This window comes from Pseudomonas sp. FP2294, from assembly GCF_030687625.1.
Lineage (GTDB): Bacteria > Pseudomonadota > Gammaproteobacteria > Pseudomonadales > Pseudomonadaceae > Aquipseudomonas > Aquipseudomonas shahriarae.
The window spans coordinates 5,370,184-5,386,695 of sequence record NZ_CP117441.1 but is presented as its reverse complement, the minus strand read 5'-3'; the positions used below and the strand labels follow the sequence as shown (position 1 = coordinate 5,386,695).

Annotated in this window: 14 protein-coding genes; 10 read left to right on the top strand and 4 right to left on the bottom strand. The window is 61.3% G+C overall.

What is annotated here, in order from left to right:
• The first annotated feature begins 11 nt into the window (after window positions 1–11).
• From PSH73_RS24315 to PSH73_RS24290, 6 genes are all read left to right on the top strand, one after another.
• Window positions 12–542 carry a DUF5943 domain-containing protein gene (locus PSH73_RS24315; protein WP_305461532.1) on the top strand — a complete coding sequence of 177 codons (531 nt, stop codon included), beginning with the start codon at window positions 12–14 and terminating at the stop codon, window positions 540–542.
• Between the two features lie 15 nt (window positions 543–557).
• Complete coding sequence (gene dgcA, locus PSH73_RS24310) at window positions 558–2,618, top strand: dimethylglycine demethylation protein DgcA (RefSeq protein ID WP_057960840.1); 2,061 nt, start codon at window positions 558–560, stop codon at window positions 2,616–2,618.
• 155 nt (window positions 2,619–2,773) lie between these two features.
• The gene (gene dgcB / locus PSH73_RS24305; RefSeq protein WP_198800057.1) at window positions 2,774–4,711 is read left to right on the top strand and encodes a dimethylglycine demethylation protein DgcB; all 1,938 of its coding nucleotides are present in this window, start codon (window positions 2,774–2,776) and stop codon (window positions 4,709–4,711) included.
• Window positions 4,711–5,931, top strand: a complete 1,221-nt coding sequence (locus tag PSH73_RS24300) for an electron transfer flavoprotein subunit alpha/FixB family protein (RefSeq protein ID WP_198800058.1) — start codon at window positions 4,711–4,713, stop codon at window positions 5,929–5,931. Before dgcB ends, PSH73_RS24300 begins: the two co-directional genes overlap by 1 nt.
• A gap of 15 nt (window positions 5,932–5,946) precedes the next feature.
• Window positions 5,947–6,717 (top strand): electron transfer flavoprotein subunit beta, encoded by a 771-nt coding sequence (locus tag PSH73_RS24295; protein ID WP_057440263.1) that lies wholly within the window; start codon window positions 5,947–5,949, stop codon window positions 6,715–6,717.
• 98 nt (window positions 6,718–6,815) lie between these two features.
• A complete protein-coding gene (locus PSH73_RS24290) occupies window positions 6,816–7,382 on the top strand; it encodes a GNAT family N-acetyltransferase (RefSeq protein WP_186624946.1) in 567 nt (188 codons plus the stop codon).
• Window positions 7,383–8,073: 691 nt separating this feature from the next.
• On the opposite strand, the gene gbcA is transcribed toward PSH73_RS24290, so the two are convergent.
• The gene (gene gbcA / locus PSH73_RS24285; protein ID WP_057440265.1) at window positions 8,074–9,369 is read right to left on the bottom strand and encodes a glycine-betaine demethylase subunit GbcA; all 1,296 of its coding nucleotides are present in this window, start codon (window positions 9,367–9,369) and stop codon (window positions 8,074–8,076) included.
• 281 nt (window positions 9,370–9,650) lie between these two features.
• On the opposite strand from gbcA, the gene gbcB reads away from it, so the two are divergent.
• Window positions 9,651–10,751 (top strand): glycine-betaine demethylase subunit GbcB, encoded by a 1,101-nt coding sequence (gbcB, locus tag PSH73_RS24280; protein ID WP_057960836.1) that lies wholly within the window; start codon window positions 9,651–9,653, stop codon window positions 10,749–10,751.
• A gap of 125 nt (window positions 10,752–10,876) precedes the next feature.
• Here the strand turns inward: gbcB and PSH73_RS24275 are convergent, their stop codons facing one another.
• From PSH73_RS24275 to PSH73_RS24265, 3 genes are all read right to left on the bottom strand, one after another.
• Complete coding sequence (locus PSH73_RS24275; protein WP_305461499.1) at window positions 10,877–11,410, bottom strand: transposase; 534 nt, start codon at window positions 11,408–11,410, stop codon at window positions 10,877–10,879.
• 72 nt (window positions 11,411–11,482) lie between these two features.
• On the bottom strand, window positions 11,483–11,683 hold the full coding sequence (locus PSH73_RS24270) for a hypothetical protein (RefSeq protein ID WP_057960834.1): 201 nt from the start codon (window positions 11,681–11,683) through the stop codon (window positions 11,483–11,485).
• 201 nt (window positions 11,684–11,884) lie between these two features.
• Entirely contained in the window at window positions 11,885–12,925 is a 1,041-nt protein-coding gene (locus PSH73_RS24265; RefSeq protein WP_032858640.1) for a low specificity L-threonine aldolase, read from the bottom strand.
• A 90-nt stretch (window positions 12,926–13,015) separates the two neighbouring features.
• Here PSH73_RS24265 and PSH73_RS24260 point away from each other — a divergent pair, with 90 nt between their 5' ends.
• The 3 genes from PSH73_RS24260 (at window position 13,016) to PSH73_RS24250 (ending at window position 16,507) form a co-directional block, all read left to right on the top strand.
• A complete protein-coding gene (locus tag PSH73_RS24260; protein WP_120734261.1) occupies window positions 13,016–13,744 on the top strand; it encodes a TraX family protein in 729 nt (242 codons plus the stop codon).
• A 236-nt stretch (window positions 13,745–13,980) separates the two neighbouring features.
• A complete protein-coding gene (locus PSH73_RS24255) occupies window positions 13,981–15,234 on the top strand; it encodes a serine hydroxymethyltransferase (protein ID WP_057440269.1) in 1,254 nt (417 codons plus the stop codon).
• 22 nt (window positions 15,235–15,256) lie between these two features.
• Window positions 15,257–16,507, top strand: a complete 1,251-nt coding sequence (locus tag PSH73_RS24250; protein WP_010207084.1) for a sarcosine oxidase subunit beta — start codon at window positions 15,257–15,259, stop codon at window positions 16,505–16,507.
• Window positions 16,508–16,512 lie beyond the last annotated feature (5 nt).

The window sequence follows — 16,512 nt, the reverse complement described above, 5'->3', positions numbered from 1 at the left end:
GTTAAGTTTCCATGGCCAAGATCGCCCCGCAATTGCCTATCGAAGTCGACAGCGAAACCGGTGTCTGGACCTCCGACGCCCTGCCGATGCTGTACGTGCCGCGCCATTTCTTCGTCAACAACCATATGGGCATCGAGGAAGTGCTGGGCGCTGACGCCTACGCCGAAATCCTCTACAAGGCCGGCTACAAATCGGCCTGGCACTGGTGTGAAAAAGAAGCCGAATGCCACGGTCTGGAAGGCGTCGCGGTGTTCGAGCACTACATGAAGCGCCTGTCGCAGCGCGGCTGGGGCCTGTTCAAGATCCAGGGCATCGACCTCGACAAAGGCACTGCCAGCGTCAAGCTCGAACACTCGGCCTTTGTGTATGTGTACGGCAAGGTCGGGCGCAAAGTGGACTACATGTTCACCGGCTGGTTTGCCGGCGCCATGGACCAGATTCTGCAAGCGCGCGGCAGCCAGATCCGCACTGTCGCCGAACAAGTCTACGGAGGCTCCGAAGAGGGCCACGATGACGGCTTGTTCACCGTCAAGCCGTTGTAAGCCGAGGACCGTGCCATGGCTTTCGAAGCAATGTTTGCGCCGATCCAGATCGGCAAACTGACCATCCGCAACCGCGTGCTCAGTACCGCCCACGCCGAGGTGTATGCCACCGACGGCGGGATGACCACCGAGCGTTATGTGAAGTATTACGAAGAGAAAGCCAAGGGCGGTATTGGCCTGGCGATCTGTGGCGGCTCCTCGGTGGTGGCGATCGACAGCCCGCAGGAGTGGTGGAGTTCGGTGAACCTGTCCACCGACCGCATCATCCCGCACTTCCAGAACCTGGCTGACGCGATGCACAAGCATGGCGCCAAGATCATGATCCAGATTACCCACATGGGCCGTCGCTCGCGTTGGGACGGCTTCAACTGGCCAACCCTGATGTCGCCCTCCGGCGTGCGTGAGCCGGTACACCGTGCGACCTGCAAGACCATCGAACCGGAAGAAATCTGGCGGGTGATCGGCAACTACGCCAGCGCCGCAGCTCGGGCCAAGGCCGGTGGCCTGGATGGCGTGGAACTGTCGGCGGTGCACCAGCACATGATCGACCAGTTCTGGAGCCCGCGAGTCAACAAGCGTACCGATGAATGGGGCGGCAGCTTCGAGGGGCGGATGAAATTCGGCCTGGAAGTGCTCAAGGCCGTGCGTGCAGAAGTCGGCCCGGATTTTTGCGTCGGCATCCGTCTGTGCGGCGACGAGTTCCACCCGGACGGCCTGTCCCACGAGGACATGAAGCAGATCGCCAAGTATTACGACGACACCGGCATGCTCGACTTTATCGGCGTGGTTGGCTCGGGGTGTGACACGCACAACACCCTGGCCAACGTGATCCCCAACATGAGTTTCCCGCCGGAGCCGTTCCTGCACCTGGCCGCCGGGATCAAGGAAGTGGTCAAGGTCCCGGTGCTGCACGCGCAGAACATCAAGGACCCGAACCAGGCCACGCGCATCCTCGAAGGCGGCTATGTGGACATGGTCGGCATGACCCGCGCGCACATGGCCGACCCGCACCTGATCGCCAAGATCAAGATGGGCCAGATCGACCAGATCAAGCAGTGTGTCGGCGCCAACTATTGCATCGACCGCCAGTACCAGGGCCTGGACGTGCTGTGCATCCAGAATGCCGCGACCTCCCGTGAATACATGGGCGTGCCGCACATCATCGAAAAATCCACCGGGCCCAAGCGCAAAGTGGTGGTGGTCGGTGCCGGCCCGGCCGGGATGGAAGCGGCGCGGGTCGCTGCCGAGCGCGGCCACGATGTGACCCTGTTGGAGAAAAAAGACTTTATCGGCGGGCAGATCACCACGGCGTCCAAGGCACCGCAGCGCGACCAGATCGCCGGTATCACCCGCTGGTTCCAGCTGGAACTGGCGCGGCTGAACGTCGACCTGCGCCTGGGCGTGGCGGCCGATGCCGCGACCATCCTCGACCTGCGTCCCGATGTGGTGGTGCTGGCCGTGGGCGGGCACCCGTTCCTCGAGCAGAACGAACACTGGGGCGCGGCAGAAGGCCTGGTGGTCAGCAGTTGGGACGTGCTCGACGGCAAGGTGGCGCCGGGCAAGAACGTGCTGGTGTACGACACCATCTGCGAATTCACCGGCATGTCGGTGGCGGACTTTTTGGCCGACAAGGGCTGCCAGGTCGAGATCGTCACTGACGATATCAAGCCTGGTGTGGCCATCGGCGGTACGTCATTCCCGACCTACTACCGCAGCATGTACCCCAAGGAAGTGATCATGACCGGCGACATGATGCTGGAGAAGGTCTACCGCGAGGGCGACAAACTCATCGCCGTGCTGGAGAACGAATACACCGGCGCCAAGGAAGAGCGGGTGGTGGACCAGGTGGTGGTGGAGAACGGCGTGCGTCCGGACGAAGAAATCTACTACGCCCTCAAGCAAGGGGCGCGCAACAAGGGGCAGATGGACGTTGAGGCGCTGTTCGCGATCAAGCCGCAACCGTGCCTGAGCGAGCCGGGGGAGGGCTACTTGCTGTTCCGCATCGGCGACTGCGTGGCCCAGCGCAATACCCACGCTGCGATCTATGACGCCCTGCGCCTGTGCAAGGATTTCTGACCCAACACCGAACCAATGTGGACTCGGTCAAAAATGTGGGAGCGGGCTTGCTCGCGAAAGCGGTGTGTCAGTCGATACATCCGGTGGCTGATGCACCGCCTTCGCGAGCAAGCCCGCTCCCACATTAGACCTGTGTGGTCTGTGGGAGCTTCACCATGTTGAACACCTTGCTTCCTGTTCTTTTGTTCGCAGCGATGGGCCTCGCCGTCCTCGGCGCCCTGCGCCGGGTGAATATGTGGCGCCGTGGCCGTGCCGCCAAGGTCGACCTGCTGGGTGGCCTGCTGGCCATGCCCAAGCGCTATATGGTCGACCTGCACCACGTGGTCGCCCGCGACAAATATATCGCCAACACCCACGTCGCCACGGCCCTGGGCTTTGTGCTGTCGGCGTTGCTGGCGATCCTGGTGCACGGCTTCGGCCTGCATAACCGTATCCTCGGCTACGCCTTGCTGCTGGCATCGGTGCTGATGTTTGTCGGCGCCACCTTCGTCTATCTGCGCCGGCGCAACCCGCCGTCGCGGCTGTCCAAAGGCCCGTGGATGCGCCTGCCGAAAAGCCTGATGGCGTTTTCGGTGAGCTTCTTCCTGGTGACGTTGCCGGTGGCCGGGCTCCTGCCTGCCGACTTCGGTGGCTGGCTGTTGGCCGCGCTGCTCGGTGTGGGCGTGCTGTGGGGCGTGTCGGAAATGTTCTTCGGCATGACCTGGGGCGGGCCAATGAAACATGCCTTTGCCGGCGCCCTGCACCTGGCCTGGCACCGCCGCGCCGAACGCTTTGGCGGTGGCCGTTCCACCGGCTTGAAGCCGCTGGACCTGGCCGACAAGAACGCGCCCCTGGGCGTGGAGAAACCCAAGGATTTCACCTGGAACCAACTGCTCGGTTTTGACGCCTGTGTGCAGTGCGGCAAGTGTGAAGCCGCGTGCCCGGCCTTCGCCGCCGGCCAGCCGCTGAACCCGAAAAAGCTGATCCAGGACATGGTGGTCGGCCTGGCCGGCGGCACTGATGCCAAGTTCGCCGGCAGCCCGTATCCCGGCAAGCCCGTGGGCGAACACGGCGGCAATCCGCACCAACCGATCGTCAATGGCCTGGTGGACGCCGAGACATTGTGGTCGTGTACCACCTGCCGCGCCTGCGTCGAAGAGTGCCCGATGATGATCGAGCACGTAGACGCCATCGTTGATATGCGCCGCCACCTGACCCTGGAAAAAGGTGCCACGCCGAACAAGGGCGCCGAAGTCCTGGAGAACCTGATCGCCACCGACAACCCCGGCGGATTCGCCCCGGGTGGGCGGATGAACTGGGCGGCGGATTTGAACCTGCCATTGCTCGGCGACAAGCAAACCACCGACGTGCTGTTCTGGGTCGGCGACGGCGCCTTCGACATGCGCAACCAACGCACTTTGCGCGCCTTCGTCAAAGTGCTGAAAGCGGCCAAGGTCGACTTCGCCGTACTGGGCCTGGAGGAGCGCGACAGCGGCGACGTGGCCCGGCGTCTGGGCGATGAGGCGACGTTCCAACTGCTGGCCGCGCGCAATATCCAGACCCTGGCCAAGTACCGCTTCCAGCGCATCGTGACCTGCGATCCCCATAGCTTCCATGTGTTGAAAAACGAATACGGCGCCTTCGACGGCAACTACCAGGTGCAGCACCACAGCACCTACATGGCCGAGCTGATCGACGCAGGCCTGCTGAACCTGGGCCAGCACAAGGGCAACAGCGTGACCTACCACGACCCGTGCTACCTGGGGCGCTATAACGGTGAGTACGAGGCCCCGCGCCAAGTGCTGCGGGCACTGGGGATTGAGGTCAAGGAGATGCAACGTTCGGGTTTCCGTTCCCGTTGCTGCGGTGGCGGTGGCGGCGCGCCGATCACTGATATTCCCGGCAAGCAGCGCATCCCCGACATGCGTATGGAAGACATCCGCGAGACCGGCGCCGAGCTGGTAGCCGTGGGTTGTCCACAGTGCACGGCGATGCTCGAAGGGGTGGTCGAGCCCCGCCCACTGATCAAGGACATTGCCGAGTTGGTGGCGGATGCCTTGCTCGAAGAGGCTGCACCGGCCAAGAACACACGTGTACCAGCGGAGGTCCACTGATGAGCGACATTATCCGCCGCGATCCACGGGCCGAATGGATCGCCCGCAACCGCTTGCACCCGTTGCACGCGGCGATGCAACCGGAGCAGCACAGCTGGATGGGGCCTAACGGCATCATCCGTAAAAATGTGCATGGCATCGGTTTTATCGGCCCCAACGGCATCAAGCGGATCGACCGCAGCGGCGCCCAGCAGGGCGGTGCGACCAAACGTACGGCCGCGGCGCAAGTGCAGTTGCCGCTGCACCAGGTGCCAGCCCCGACGTTTTACATCAACGTGGTGCCGGACATGGTCGGCGGCCGCCTGAGCAGCCACGACCGCGACTTGCTGGGCCTGGCGCGGCAACTGGCCGGCAGCGACGGTGCGGTGCTGGCGGTGGTGTTTGGCGAACATAAGGAAAGTGCCTTCGACACGGCCGGCGTGGATCGCCTGCTGGTGCTCGACGGCCACGAATTCGAGGGTTATTCACCGGAGCAGCGGGTCCATGGCCTGCGGGCTGTGGATAACCAGTTCCGCCCGCGTCATTGGCTGCTGCCCGACAGCCGCAGTGGCGGGGGTGAACTGGGGCGGCGTTTTGCCGCGAGCCTCAAGGAGCGCCCGGCCACCCGGGTGTGGCAGATCAAGGGTAATGAGTGCATCGGCCGTGCCGGCGCGGGCCAGGAAGACCTCGCGCGCCCGCTGCCACGGCTGATCCTCGCTGCGGTGGAATGTGCCGATCCAGTCAGCGAAACGCGCCATGAAGTGTTGCCGGTGGAGTTATCCACAGCCCTGGCGCGCAGCTTGCCGCGTATCGAGGATCTGGGTGCGGTGGCAGTGGATCCCGGTGCGATTCCCATGGCCGAGGCCGAGTTTATTTTCTCCGGTGGCAATGGGGTCAAGGACTGGGACTTGTTCCATCAGACGGCCGCGGCCCTGGGCGCTACCGAAGGTGCGTCGCGGGTGGCGGTGGATGATGGCTTCATGGCTCGTGATCGCCAGGTGGGTGCCAGTGGTATCTGGGTCACCGCCCGGGTGTATGTGGCGGTCGGGATTTCCGGGGCGATCCAGCACCTGCAAGGCATCGGTGCCTGCGACAAGGTGGTGGCGATCAACCTCGATCCGGGTTGCGACATGATCAAGCGCGCCGACCTGTCGGTGATCGGCGACAGCGGCGACATTCTCCGGGCCTTGATTGCTGCGGTCCAGGCCCACCGTAACGGCGCCAAGCGCGATGCGGCTTAAACAAAGGATATGGCCATGACCACCCATGTAATCAGCCTGGTATCCATAGGCGCCCACCCGACCTCCGGCCGGCCACGCCGCGCCGAACAGGATGCGCGTGCCGTCGAGCTGGGGTTGCAACTGGCTGGGGATAACCTGCAAGTGCTGCATGCCGGCGATATCGCCGAGCCGACCCTGCGTGCTTACCTGGGCATGGGGCTGGCGCAGTTACACGTGCTGGAACAACCGGCCGGCGCCGATGCCCTGCCAGTGCTCGGCGACTACCTGCGGGACACTGGTGCGCAGGTGGTGCTTACCGGCAGCCAGGCCGAAACGGGCGAGGGCTCGGGGATGTTGCCGTTCCTGCTGGCCGAGCAACTGGGCTGGCCGCTGATTGTCGGCCTGGCTCAGGTGGAGTCCATCGACAGCGGCGTAGCCCAGGTACTGCAAGCGCTGCCTCGTGGTCAGCGGCGACGCCTGAAAGTGCGCCTGCCGTTTCTGGCCACGGTGGATAACGCCGGGCCCAAGCCGCGGCAAAGCGCCTACGGCCCGGCCCAGCGTGGCGTGCTGCAGGAGCACGACGTGGCGGTGGTGGACGATGAGTTATTCACAGGCGCCGTGCTGCAACCGGCCAAGCCTCGGCCCAAGCGGCTCAAGGTGATCAAGGCCAAGAGCGGCGCCGACCGCATGAAGGCCGCCACGGCCAAGGCCAGCGGCGGAGGTGGGCAGGTGCTTAAGGGGGTAAGCCCTGAGGCGGGCGCTGAGGCAATTCTCAAGCTGCTGATTGAGGAGGGTGTGGTTCGCTAGGGCTGAAATAATCGCACATACATACCGCGATGCCAGCCTTTGCCAGTGCCTGGGTGTGAGCTTAAATAAATAAATTTTCAGCCAAAGGATCCAGCCCCATGCCCGTCAAATTCCGCGCGGCAGTGCCCGCCGATGCCCGCGATATAGCGCGTCTGTTCCTGATCTCTTCAGAAGGAGCCGCGGCTTACATCTGGAGCCAGCTCGCAGAGCCAGGCCAGGAACTCCTGGACGTTGGCGCCAGCCGTTATGCGCGCTCGGGTGTGGATTTCTCTTATGAAAATTGCCTGATCGCCGAATCAGAGGGCGTGGTGGTGGGCATGATGCACAGTTATGTCATGCGCCATGATCCGGATGCAGAGCCGGTTACCGATCCAGTCCTTGCTCCCTACGCGGACCTGGAGATCCCCGATACCCTTTATATTTCCAGCCTGGCGCTGCACGAAGGTTGGCGCGGCCAAGGCTTGGGCGTGCAATTTCTCGACCATGCCCGACAGCGGGCCGAGCACCTTGGGCTTATCGGCTTGAGCCTGATTGACTATGCGGCCAATACCGGTGCCCTGAGGTTCTATGAGCGCCATGGCTTTCGGATTGTCGACAGTTGCCAGATAACCCCGCACCCGATGCTAGGTGTCACCGGCAAAGCTTACTTGATGCAGTACCCGTAGCCCTCGACTGGGGGTTACCCACAATCCCTGTTGGTTCACCTGTGGATAACCTGTTCGCGGTTGTCCACACCCCAGTGAAATCAAGCCCTGCAGCCCTCTGTACGAAAAACAACCAACCTAAGCGACGGTTTTTGCTCGGCTTTTTCTGTGGATAAGGAAATAGCCTAGTTCAGAGTTGCCCCCAAAGTCTGTTGGTGCTTCTGTGGATAAGATGTTCGCTATCCGCTGTAAGCCATAGGGATAAAGGCTTGTAGTAAGTTGGTTGAAAAATGATCAATGTCGCTGTTTCAACCGATCTACGCGCGTAAAGCCTCGATTTTGCTCGGTTGCCGGCGGTTTTCCACAGAAGGGGTAAAGTTGCCCCCAAAGTCTGTTGGCGCTTCTGTGGATAAGGTGTTTGCGTTCCTCTGCAGGCCATATAGAACGTGGCTTGTGAGCTTCTGGTTAAAAACTGATCAATGTTGGATAAAACCCGCTGCTTTGAATAAGTCACGGATTTTCTTGGTTTTATTTTGAGGGAACAGGGCAGTTGCCCACAATTGCTGTGGGTGGGTTTGTGGATAAGTTGTTGGGCGATGGCTGGAGGGCAGGGTAGTAGCGGGCTGGAGTGGTGATGGTCAATTTATGAACAGATGAGTATCCAAATGTGGGAGCGGACTTGCTCCCACATTTTTGATCTCTGGTGCGTCGGTTACTCGTGTGCGGCGACACCTTTGAGGTACGGCGCCGGTGCCGCCCCCAGGTTGTTCAGCATGCGCTCGCTGTACCAGTCCACAAAGTTCACCACGCCAAACTCATAGGTCTTGGAGTACGGCCCCGGCTGGTAAGCGGTGGAGTTGATTCCGCGCTGGTTCTCTTCGGCCAGGCGCCGGTCCTGGTCGTTGGTCGCGTCCCACACTTGGCGCATGCGCTCGACGTCGTAGTCCACCCCTTCCACAGCGTCCTTGTGCACCAGCCACTTGGTGGTGACCATGGTTTCCTGGGCGCTGATCGGCCACACGGTAAAGACGATGATGTGATCGCCCATGCAGTGGTTCCACGAGTGCGGCAGGTGCAGGATGCGCATCGAGCCGAGGTCGGGGTTCTTGATGCGGCCCATCAGTTTCTTGCAGCCCTGCTTGCCATCCAGGGTCATCGACACGGTGCCCTTGAGCAGCGGCATGCGCACGATGCGGTTACGCAGGCCGAAGCTGGCGTGGGCGTAAGGGATCTTCTCGGCGTCCCAGGCGGCGGCTGAAGCGGCAACGTGGTCCTTGAAGGCCTGGTCGGCCCGTGGGTCGGTGACGTCGTCCCATTCCAGCAGGGTTTTCAGCAACTCGGGGTGGGAGGCGTTGCAGTGGTAGCACTCGCGGTTGTTTTCCAGCACCAGTTTCCAGTTGGCTTTTTCGAACAAGGTGGTCTGGATCGCCACCTTGGTGTTTTCCATGTCGTAGGGTTCCATGTAATGGTTCAGCGTCGACAAAAAGTCATCAATGGCCGGTGGGTTCTCGGCCAGGCTGATAAATATGTAGCCGCCGGCGGTCTTCACGTTCACCGGTTTGAGGCCGTACTGCTTCATGTCGAAGTCGGCGCCCATCTCGGTACCGGCGAACAGCAAGCGCCCGTCCAGTTCGTAGGTCCACTGGTGGTAATGGCACACCAGTTTGGCGACCTTGCCCTTGTCGCTGGTGCACAGGCGCGAGCCGCGATGGCGGCAGACGTTGTGGAAGGCATGCACCACGCCTTCGGCGCCACGAATCACGATGATCGGGTTCTTGCCGATCTGCAGGGTCAGGTAGTTGCCCTTGGCCGGGATTTCGCAGGTCATGCCGGCGATCAACCATTCCTTCTGGAAGATCTCTTGCATGTCGATATCGAACAGCCGCTGGTCAGAGTAAAACGGCTGGGGCAGCGAAAAAGTGCGCTCGCGCTCTTGCAGCATTTGCGCGGTGGCCTTGCGTGCGGGTTCCAGCGGATCGCCCAAGCTCAAGGTTGCGGTGACGTCCATTATGTGTGTCCTCAAGGCCATTCTGTGTGGCCGCGATAAGTGGCTGATCAGGTTTGCAGCAAGGCGTAAAGAAAGCGTCGTTGTTGGCTGCGAGTGTGGGCCCGGTGCTGCCCGCAACCTTATCCATTAACGACATGGCCCACTCTGTTCCCGACGCGCAACCCCAGTGGTATGGGGGCTGGTCGCGATAAGTATGCGAATGTCGCAGATAGGTAAATGGCAGGTCGCGGCGTTACGCAGAATCGCCAGCATCAAGCCGAACTACGGCCGTGGAGAACAGCATGTCCAACAGCTTCCTGAATCCTGTCACCACCCAGACCTGGGCCAATGGTCGGCACATCGTCCGTTGCGTCAAAGTCATCCAGGAAACCTGGGATGTGCGCACCTTCTGCTTTATGGCCGACCAGCCGATCCTGTTCTTTTTCAAGCCGGGGCAGTTCGTCACCCTGGAGCTGGAGATCGACGGCCAGCCGATCATGCGCTCGTACACCATTTCCAGCTCGCCATCGGTGCCCTACAGCTTCTCGGTGACGATCAAGCGCGTGCCGGGTGGCAAGGTCTCCAACTGGTTGCACGACACCCTGCACGAAGGCCAGGAGCTGGCGGTACACGGGCCGGTCGGGCTGTTCAATGCCATCGACTTCAGCAACCCCAAGGTGCTGTACCTCAGCGGCGGCGTGGGTATCACACCGGTGATGTCCATGGCGCGCTGGTATTACGACACCAACGCCAATGTCGACATGGTGTTTGTGCACAGTGCCCGCTCGCCGAAAGACATCATCTACCACCGCGAGCTGGAGCATATGGCGTCGCGCATCGACAACTTCAGCCTGCACCTGATCTGTGAGAAACACGGCCTGGGCGAGCCGTGGGCCGGTTATCGGGGTTACCTCAACCAGAAAATGCTCGAACTGATGGTGCCGGACTTCCTTGAGCGCGAAGTGTTCTGCTGCGGCCCTACGCCCTACATGAACGCGGTCAAGCGCCTGCTGGACGCCAATGGCTTCGACATGAGCCGTTACCACGAGGAATCCTTCGGCGCCACGCCACCGGAGGCGCGGGCCGATGCTGTGGAACAAGCCGAACAGGCCGCCGATGCGCCGGAAATCGACCTGGCGGATCTGCACCAGGTGGAATTTATCTCGTCAGGCAAAAGCATTCGTGTGGCACCCGGGGAAACCGTGCATGCGGCAGCGGCGAAGCTGGGCCTGCTGATTCCCAAGGCCTGCGGCATGGGCATATGCGGCACATGCAAGGTGATGAAACTGGGTGGGGAAGTGGAGATGGAGCACAACGGCGGGATTACCGAGGAAGACGAAGCCGAAGGCTACATCCTGTCGTGCTGCAGCGTGCCGAAGGGCGATGTGCGGATCGAGTTCTAATACCCCCCCCTGATCGTTCCCACGCTCCGCGTGGGAATGCCTCCCGGGACGCTCCGCGTCCCTTGTGTGCGATGTGACGCGGAGCGTCACAGGCTGCGTTCCCACGCAGAGCGTGGGAACGATCTTCAAGACCAGCGCTGGATGTCGATCAACCCCTCCATGCCCAAATAGTTGCGAGCACTGGAGTACCTCCAGTGTTCAGCAAGGTCCACATAACCCCGCTTCACTGGGTTGTGGTGGATGTAATCAAGCTTCTGGCGTATCACCGCCTCGCTGTATACCAGCTCGGCATGTGAGCCTTCCTGCCAGAGTTGATACACCCGATCTACCTTGTGTGCACGTCTGCAAAAGCGCAGACGTTGTAATACCCGTTCAGCGCCTTTGCTGTGCAGGTCATCGATGATGGTTCGAGCGGTGAAGGATTTGAATTGGCTGACGCATTTGCTCAGGTCAGGCGCCTGAGCGACGAAGTGCAGGTGGTTTTCCAGGACGACGTAGCCATAAAGGTTGAGGGCGTGGTGGTTTTGTTGATATCGCCAACAATCCAGAAGATGACTGACGAGGTAGTCACGGGTGAACAGTGGTAGCCACTCCATGACGGTACATGTCAGGAAGTGTGGTTTTTCGGGTTCGGTGATGACGTAGCGGCTTCTACCCATAGGCTCATCCTTGAGGGGACGCAGAGCGTCCTGGGAGGCGTTCCCACGCAGAGCGTGGGAACGATCAGGAAGTTAGCGGGCGTAGATATGAATCGCGAATTGCTCGCCTGAAGCTGTCGGTTCGAAGACTTTTTCGGTGATTCTCAAGGTCTGGCCAGGTTCCTGGATGATGTCACCGACCTTCGCCAGTTTGCGGAATTCATCCCAGCCGACGAGGGTGGTCGAGAGTTGGGTATCGCTTTGCAGGATGTTGCCGAAGGTTTGATTTTCCATGGTGCAGTCCTCTGCTGGATTTCCGTTTCCGGCCGATAGTTCGGCAGGCAGTGTGGCCCGCAAGGTGGCCTTTGCAGTGGCCTTTCCTTGCGGGTTCCAGGAGGCTAGCCCATGAAGAGCAGGCTGGGTGCTGTCAGAAATATCAAAAAATAGTCTCGGCATTCCGCCAGTATCAGGCCCACACCGGCAAGCCGCATGAGATCAGGCGCCCATCACCTCACGAATATCCGCTGCCAGTTCACGCACCCGTTCTTCCTCGGTATCCCACGCACACATGAAGCGCGCACCGCCCTTGCCGATGAAGGTGTAGAAGCGCCAGCCCTTGGCCGTCAGCGCCGCGATGGCCGGTTCCGAGAGTTGCAGGAACACGCCGTTGGCCTGCACCGGGAACATCAATTCCACGCCGGGAATATCCGCTACCAGGCTGCTGAGCAACTGGGCGCAGTGGTTGGCGTGGCGTGCATGTTTGAGCCAGGCGTCGTTTTCCAGCAGGCCGACCCAAGGGGCGGAAAGGAAGCGCATTTTCGACGCCAGTTGGCCGGCCTGTTTGCAGCGGTAATCGAAGTCTTCCGCCAGCTTGTGGTTGAAGAACAGGATCGCTTCACCCACCGCCATGCCGTTTTTGGTGCCGCCAAAACACAGCACATCCACACCGGCTTTCCAGGTCAGGTCGGCAGGCGAGCAGCCGAGGAAGGCGCAGGCGTTGGAGAAGCGCGCGCCGTCCATGTGCAGGTTCAGCCCCAGTTCCTTGCAGGTGGCGCTGATGGCGCGGATTTCATCCGGGGTGTACACGCTGCCCACTTCGGTGGCCTGGGTCAGGGTCACGACGCGGGGCTTGGGGTAGTGGATGTCCTGGCGCTTGAGGGCGATCTCGCGGATGGATTCGGGGGTCAGCTTGCCGTTTTCGGTGCGCGCGGTGAGCAGCTTGGAACCGTTGGAGAAAAACTCCGGCGCGCCGCATTCGTCGGTCTCGACATGGGCAGTTTCCGAGCAAATCACGCTATGGTAGCTCTGGCACAAGGAAGACAGGGCCAGGGAGTTGGCCGCTGTGCCGTTGAAGGCGAAGAACACTTCACAGTCGGTTTCGAACAGTTTGCGGAAACCGTCGGCGGCGCGGTGGGTCCATTCATCATCGCCATAGGCGCGTTGATGGCCCTGGTTGGCGAGCTCCATGGCGGCCCAGGCTTCCGGGCAGATACCGGAATAGTTGTCACTGGCAAATTGTTGGCTCTTGTCGGTCATGGCCCGTTCCTGTGGTCGATGTTGGTGCGCACTTTAACCAAGAATATCCGGCGCACGCACGCACTGTTAATGCAAAGTCTCTGGGGAATTATGCACGGTACTGAAACGATTCCTTTACAGCGCGAGCGCGATGGCGCGCTGGACCTGCTCAAATGGCTGGCGCTATTGAGCATGGTGCTGGACCACTTGCGCTATGTCGGTTTAAGCCTCGATGGCCTGTACGTGCCGGGGCGCCTGGCGTTCCCGTGGTTTTGCCTGGCGATTGCGGCCAATTTGCAGCGGGTCCGTGATGCACCTGTCACCGGGCAATGGCGTTACCTGGGGTGGCTGCTGCTGTTCAGCGTGATCAGCGAGGTGCCGTATCGGCTGTTTATCGACAATGCCGATACATTGAATGTGCTGCCGACCTTGGCGCTGGGTTTGCTGGTTGCCCGAGGATGGCAGCAAAAGACGCTTTTTGACCGCGGATTGGCGCTGATTGCCCTGCTGGCCGGCGCTGTGTTCTCGGCGCAACTGATGTTCGGCTTTTTTGGTGTATTGCTGCCGCTGGCGATGTTGTTGGTGTTTAGTCGCCCCTGGTATTTCAGCGTGTTGCCGGGGTTGGTGTGTGTAGCTGCCAATCAATGGCAGGTCTTACTCAATAGCGGCAATCTCGTCGCGATGTTCGGGTTGGCCACCTGCCTGATTGCGCCACTGGCCGGATTGGTCTTGTTGCGACATGCCCAAGGCGCCTCGCCCCCGGCCATGCGCCGCTGGGCGTATGCACTTTATCCCGCGCATTTCTTACTGCTGCTACTCCTTCGAAAGGTCATCACATAGCCCCTGTGGGAGCGGGCTTGCTCGCGAATGCGGTGGCCCAGCCAATGCATGTGCTGCCTGACACACCGCATTCGCGAGCAAGCCCGCTCCCACATTTGTTCAGTGTTGTTCTGGCCATGTCGTAAACGCACCTTTGCGTGGCGTGCGTAGGCATTTGACCTGCCTGCGCCAGCCCTACCATCGCATCAAAGGGCCCTGCACGGGCCTCAACAATACGAAAGGCTGGGAGAGACGCGATGTTCAGCAAACAAGACCAGATCCAGGGATATGACGACGCACTGCTGGCGGCCATGAATGCCGAGGAGCAGCGCCAGGAAGATCATATCGAGCTGATCGCGTCGGAGAACTACACCAGCAAGCGTGTGATGCAGGCCCAGGGCAGCGGCCTGACCAACAAATACGCCGAAGGCTACCCTGGCAAGCGCTACTACGGCGGCTGCGAGCATGTGGATAAAGTCGAGGCCCTGGCCATCGAGCGCGCCAAGCAACTGTTCGGCGCCGATTACGCCAACGTGCAGCCGCACTCCGGTTCGTCCGCCAACAGTGCGGTGTACCTGGCGCTGATCAATGCCGGTGACACCATCCTCGGCATGAGCCTGGCCCACGGCGGTCACCTGACCCACGGCGCCAAGGTGTCGTCGTCGGGCAAGCTGTACAACGCGGTGCAGTACGGCATCAACACCGACACCGGGCTGATCGACTACGACGAAGTCGAGCGCCTGGCCGTGGAACACAAGCCGAAGATGATCGTTGCCGGCTTCTCCGCCTATTCCAAGACACTGGACTTCCCGCGTTTTCGCGCCATCGCCGACAAGGTCGGTGCGCTGCTGTTCGTCGACATGGCTCACGTCGCCGGCCTGGTGGCTGCGGGTCTGTACCCGAACCCGCTGCCTTACGCCGATGTGGTCACCACCACCACCCACAAAACTTTGCGCGGTCCGCGTGGCGGCTTGATCCTGGCCAAGTCCAACGAAGAGATTGAGAAAAAACTCAACTCCGCTGTATTCCCCGGCGCCCAGGGCGGCCCATTGATGCATGTGATCGCGGGCAAGGCGGTGTGCTTCAAGGAGGCAATGGAGCCAGGCTTCAAAGCGTATCAACAGCAGGTGATCGACAACGCCCAGGCCATGGCCAGCGTGTTTATCAAACGCGGCTACGATGTAGTGTCCGGCGGCACCGATAACCACCTGTTTCTGGTCAGCCTGATCCGCCAGGGCCTGACCGGCAAGGACGCAGACGCCGCCCTCGGTCGCGCCCACATCACCGTCAACAAGAACGCCGTGCCCAATGACCCGCAGTCGCCGTTCGTGACTTCGGGCCTGCGCATCGGTACCCCGGCGGTGACCACCCGTGGTTTCAAGGTGACGCAATGCGTGGAGCTGGCGGGCTGGATCTGCGACATCCTCGACAACCTCGGTGACGCCGATGTCGAGGCCAATGTGGCCAAGCACGTGTCTGCGCTGTGCGCTGATTTCCCGGTTTATCGCTGAGCGCGGTTTTGGAGTAATGCCTATGCAACGCTACTCAGGCTTCGGCCTCTTCAAGCACTCCCTCAGCCATCACGAAAACTGGCAGAAGATGTGGCGCACGCCGACCCCGAAAAAGGTCTACGACGTGGTCATCGTCGGCGGCGGCGGGCATGGTCTGGCCACCGCTTACTACCTGGCCAAGGAACACGGCATCACCAATGTGGCCGTGGTCGAGAAAGGTTGGCTGGGCGGCGGTAACACCGCACGCAACACCACCATTGTGCGTTCCAACTACCTGTGGGACGAGTCGGCGCATCTCTATGAGCATGCGATGAAGCTCTGGGAAGGTTTGTCCCAGGACCTGAACTACAACGTGATGTTCTCCCAGCGTGGCGTCTACAACCTGTGCCACACCCTGCAGGACATCCGTGATTCCGAGCGTCGCGTGAGCGCCAACCGCCTCAACGGTGTGGACGGTGAGCTGCTGAATGCCAAGCAGGTCGCGGACGAGATTCCGTACCTCGATTGCTCGAAAAACACCCGCTACCCGGTACTGGGTGCCACCGTGCAACGGCGCGGCGGCGTGGCCCGTCACGATGCTGTGGCGTGGGGCTTTGCCCGTGCTGCCGATGCCTTGGGCGTGGACCTGATCCAGCAGACCGAAGTCATCGGTTTCCGCAAGGAAAACGGCGTGTGCATCGGCGTGGAAACCAACAAGGGCTTTATCGGCGCCAAGCGCGTCGGGGTGGTCACAGCCGGTAACTCCGGGCATATGGCCTCGCTGGCCGGGTTCCGCCTGCCTATTGAATCCCACCCGCTGCAAGCGTTGGTGTCGGAGCCGATCAAGCCGATTATCGACAGCGTGATCATGTCCAACGCCGTGCACGGGTACATCAGCCAGTCCGACAAGGGCGACCTGGTGATCGGCGCCGGTATCGACGGCTATAACGGATACGGCCAGCGTGGCTCGTACCCGGTGATCGAGCACACCATCCAGGCCATCGTCGAGATGTTCCCGGTGCTGTCGCGGGTGCGCATGAACCGTCAGTGGGGCGGCATCGTCGACACCACGCCGGACGCCTGCCCGATCATCTCCAAGACCCCGGTACCGAACATGTTTTTCAACTGCGGCTGGGGCACCGGTGGCTTCAAGGCCACCCCCGGTTCAGGCAACGTGTTTGCCGCGAGCCTGGCCAAGGGTGAGATGCACCCGCTGGCGGCACCTTTCTCCATCGACCGTTTCCACAACGGTGCGCTGATCGACGAACACGGCGCTGCGGCCGTCGCCCACTAACAGGA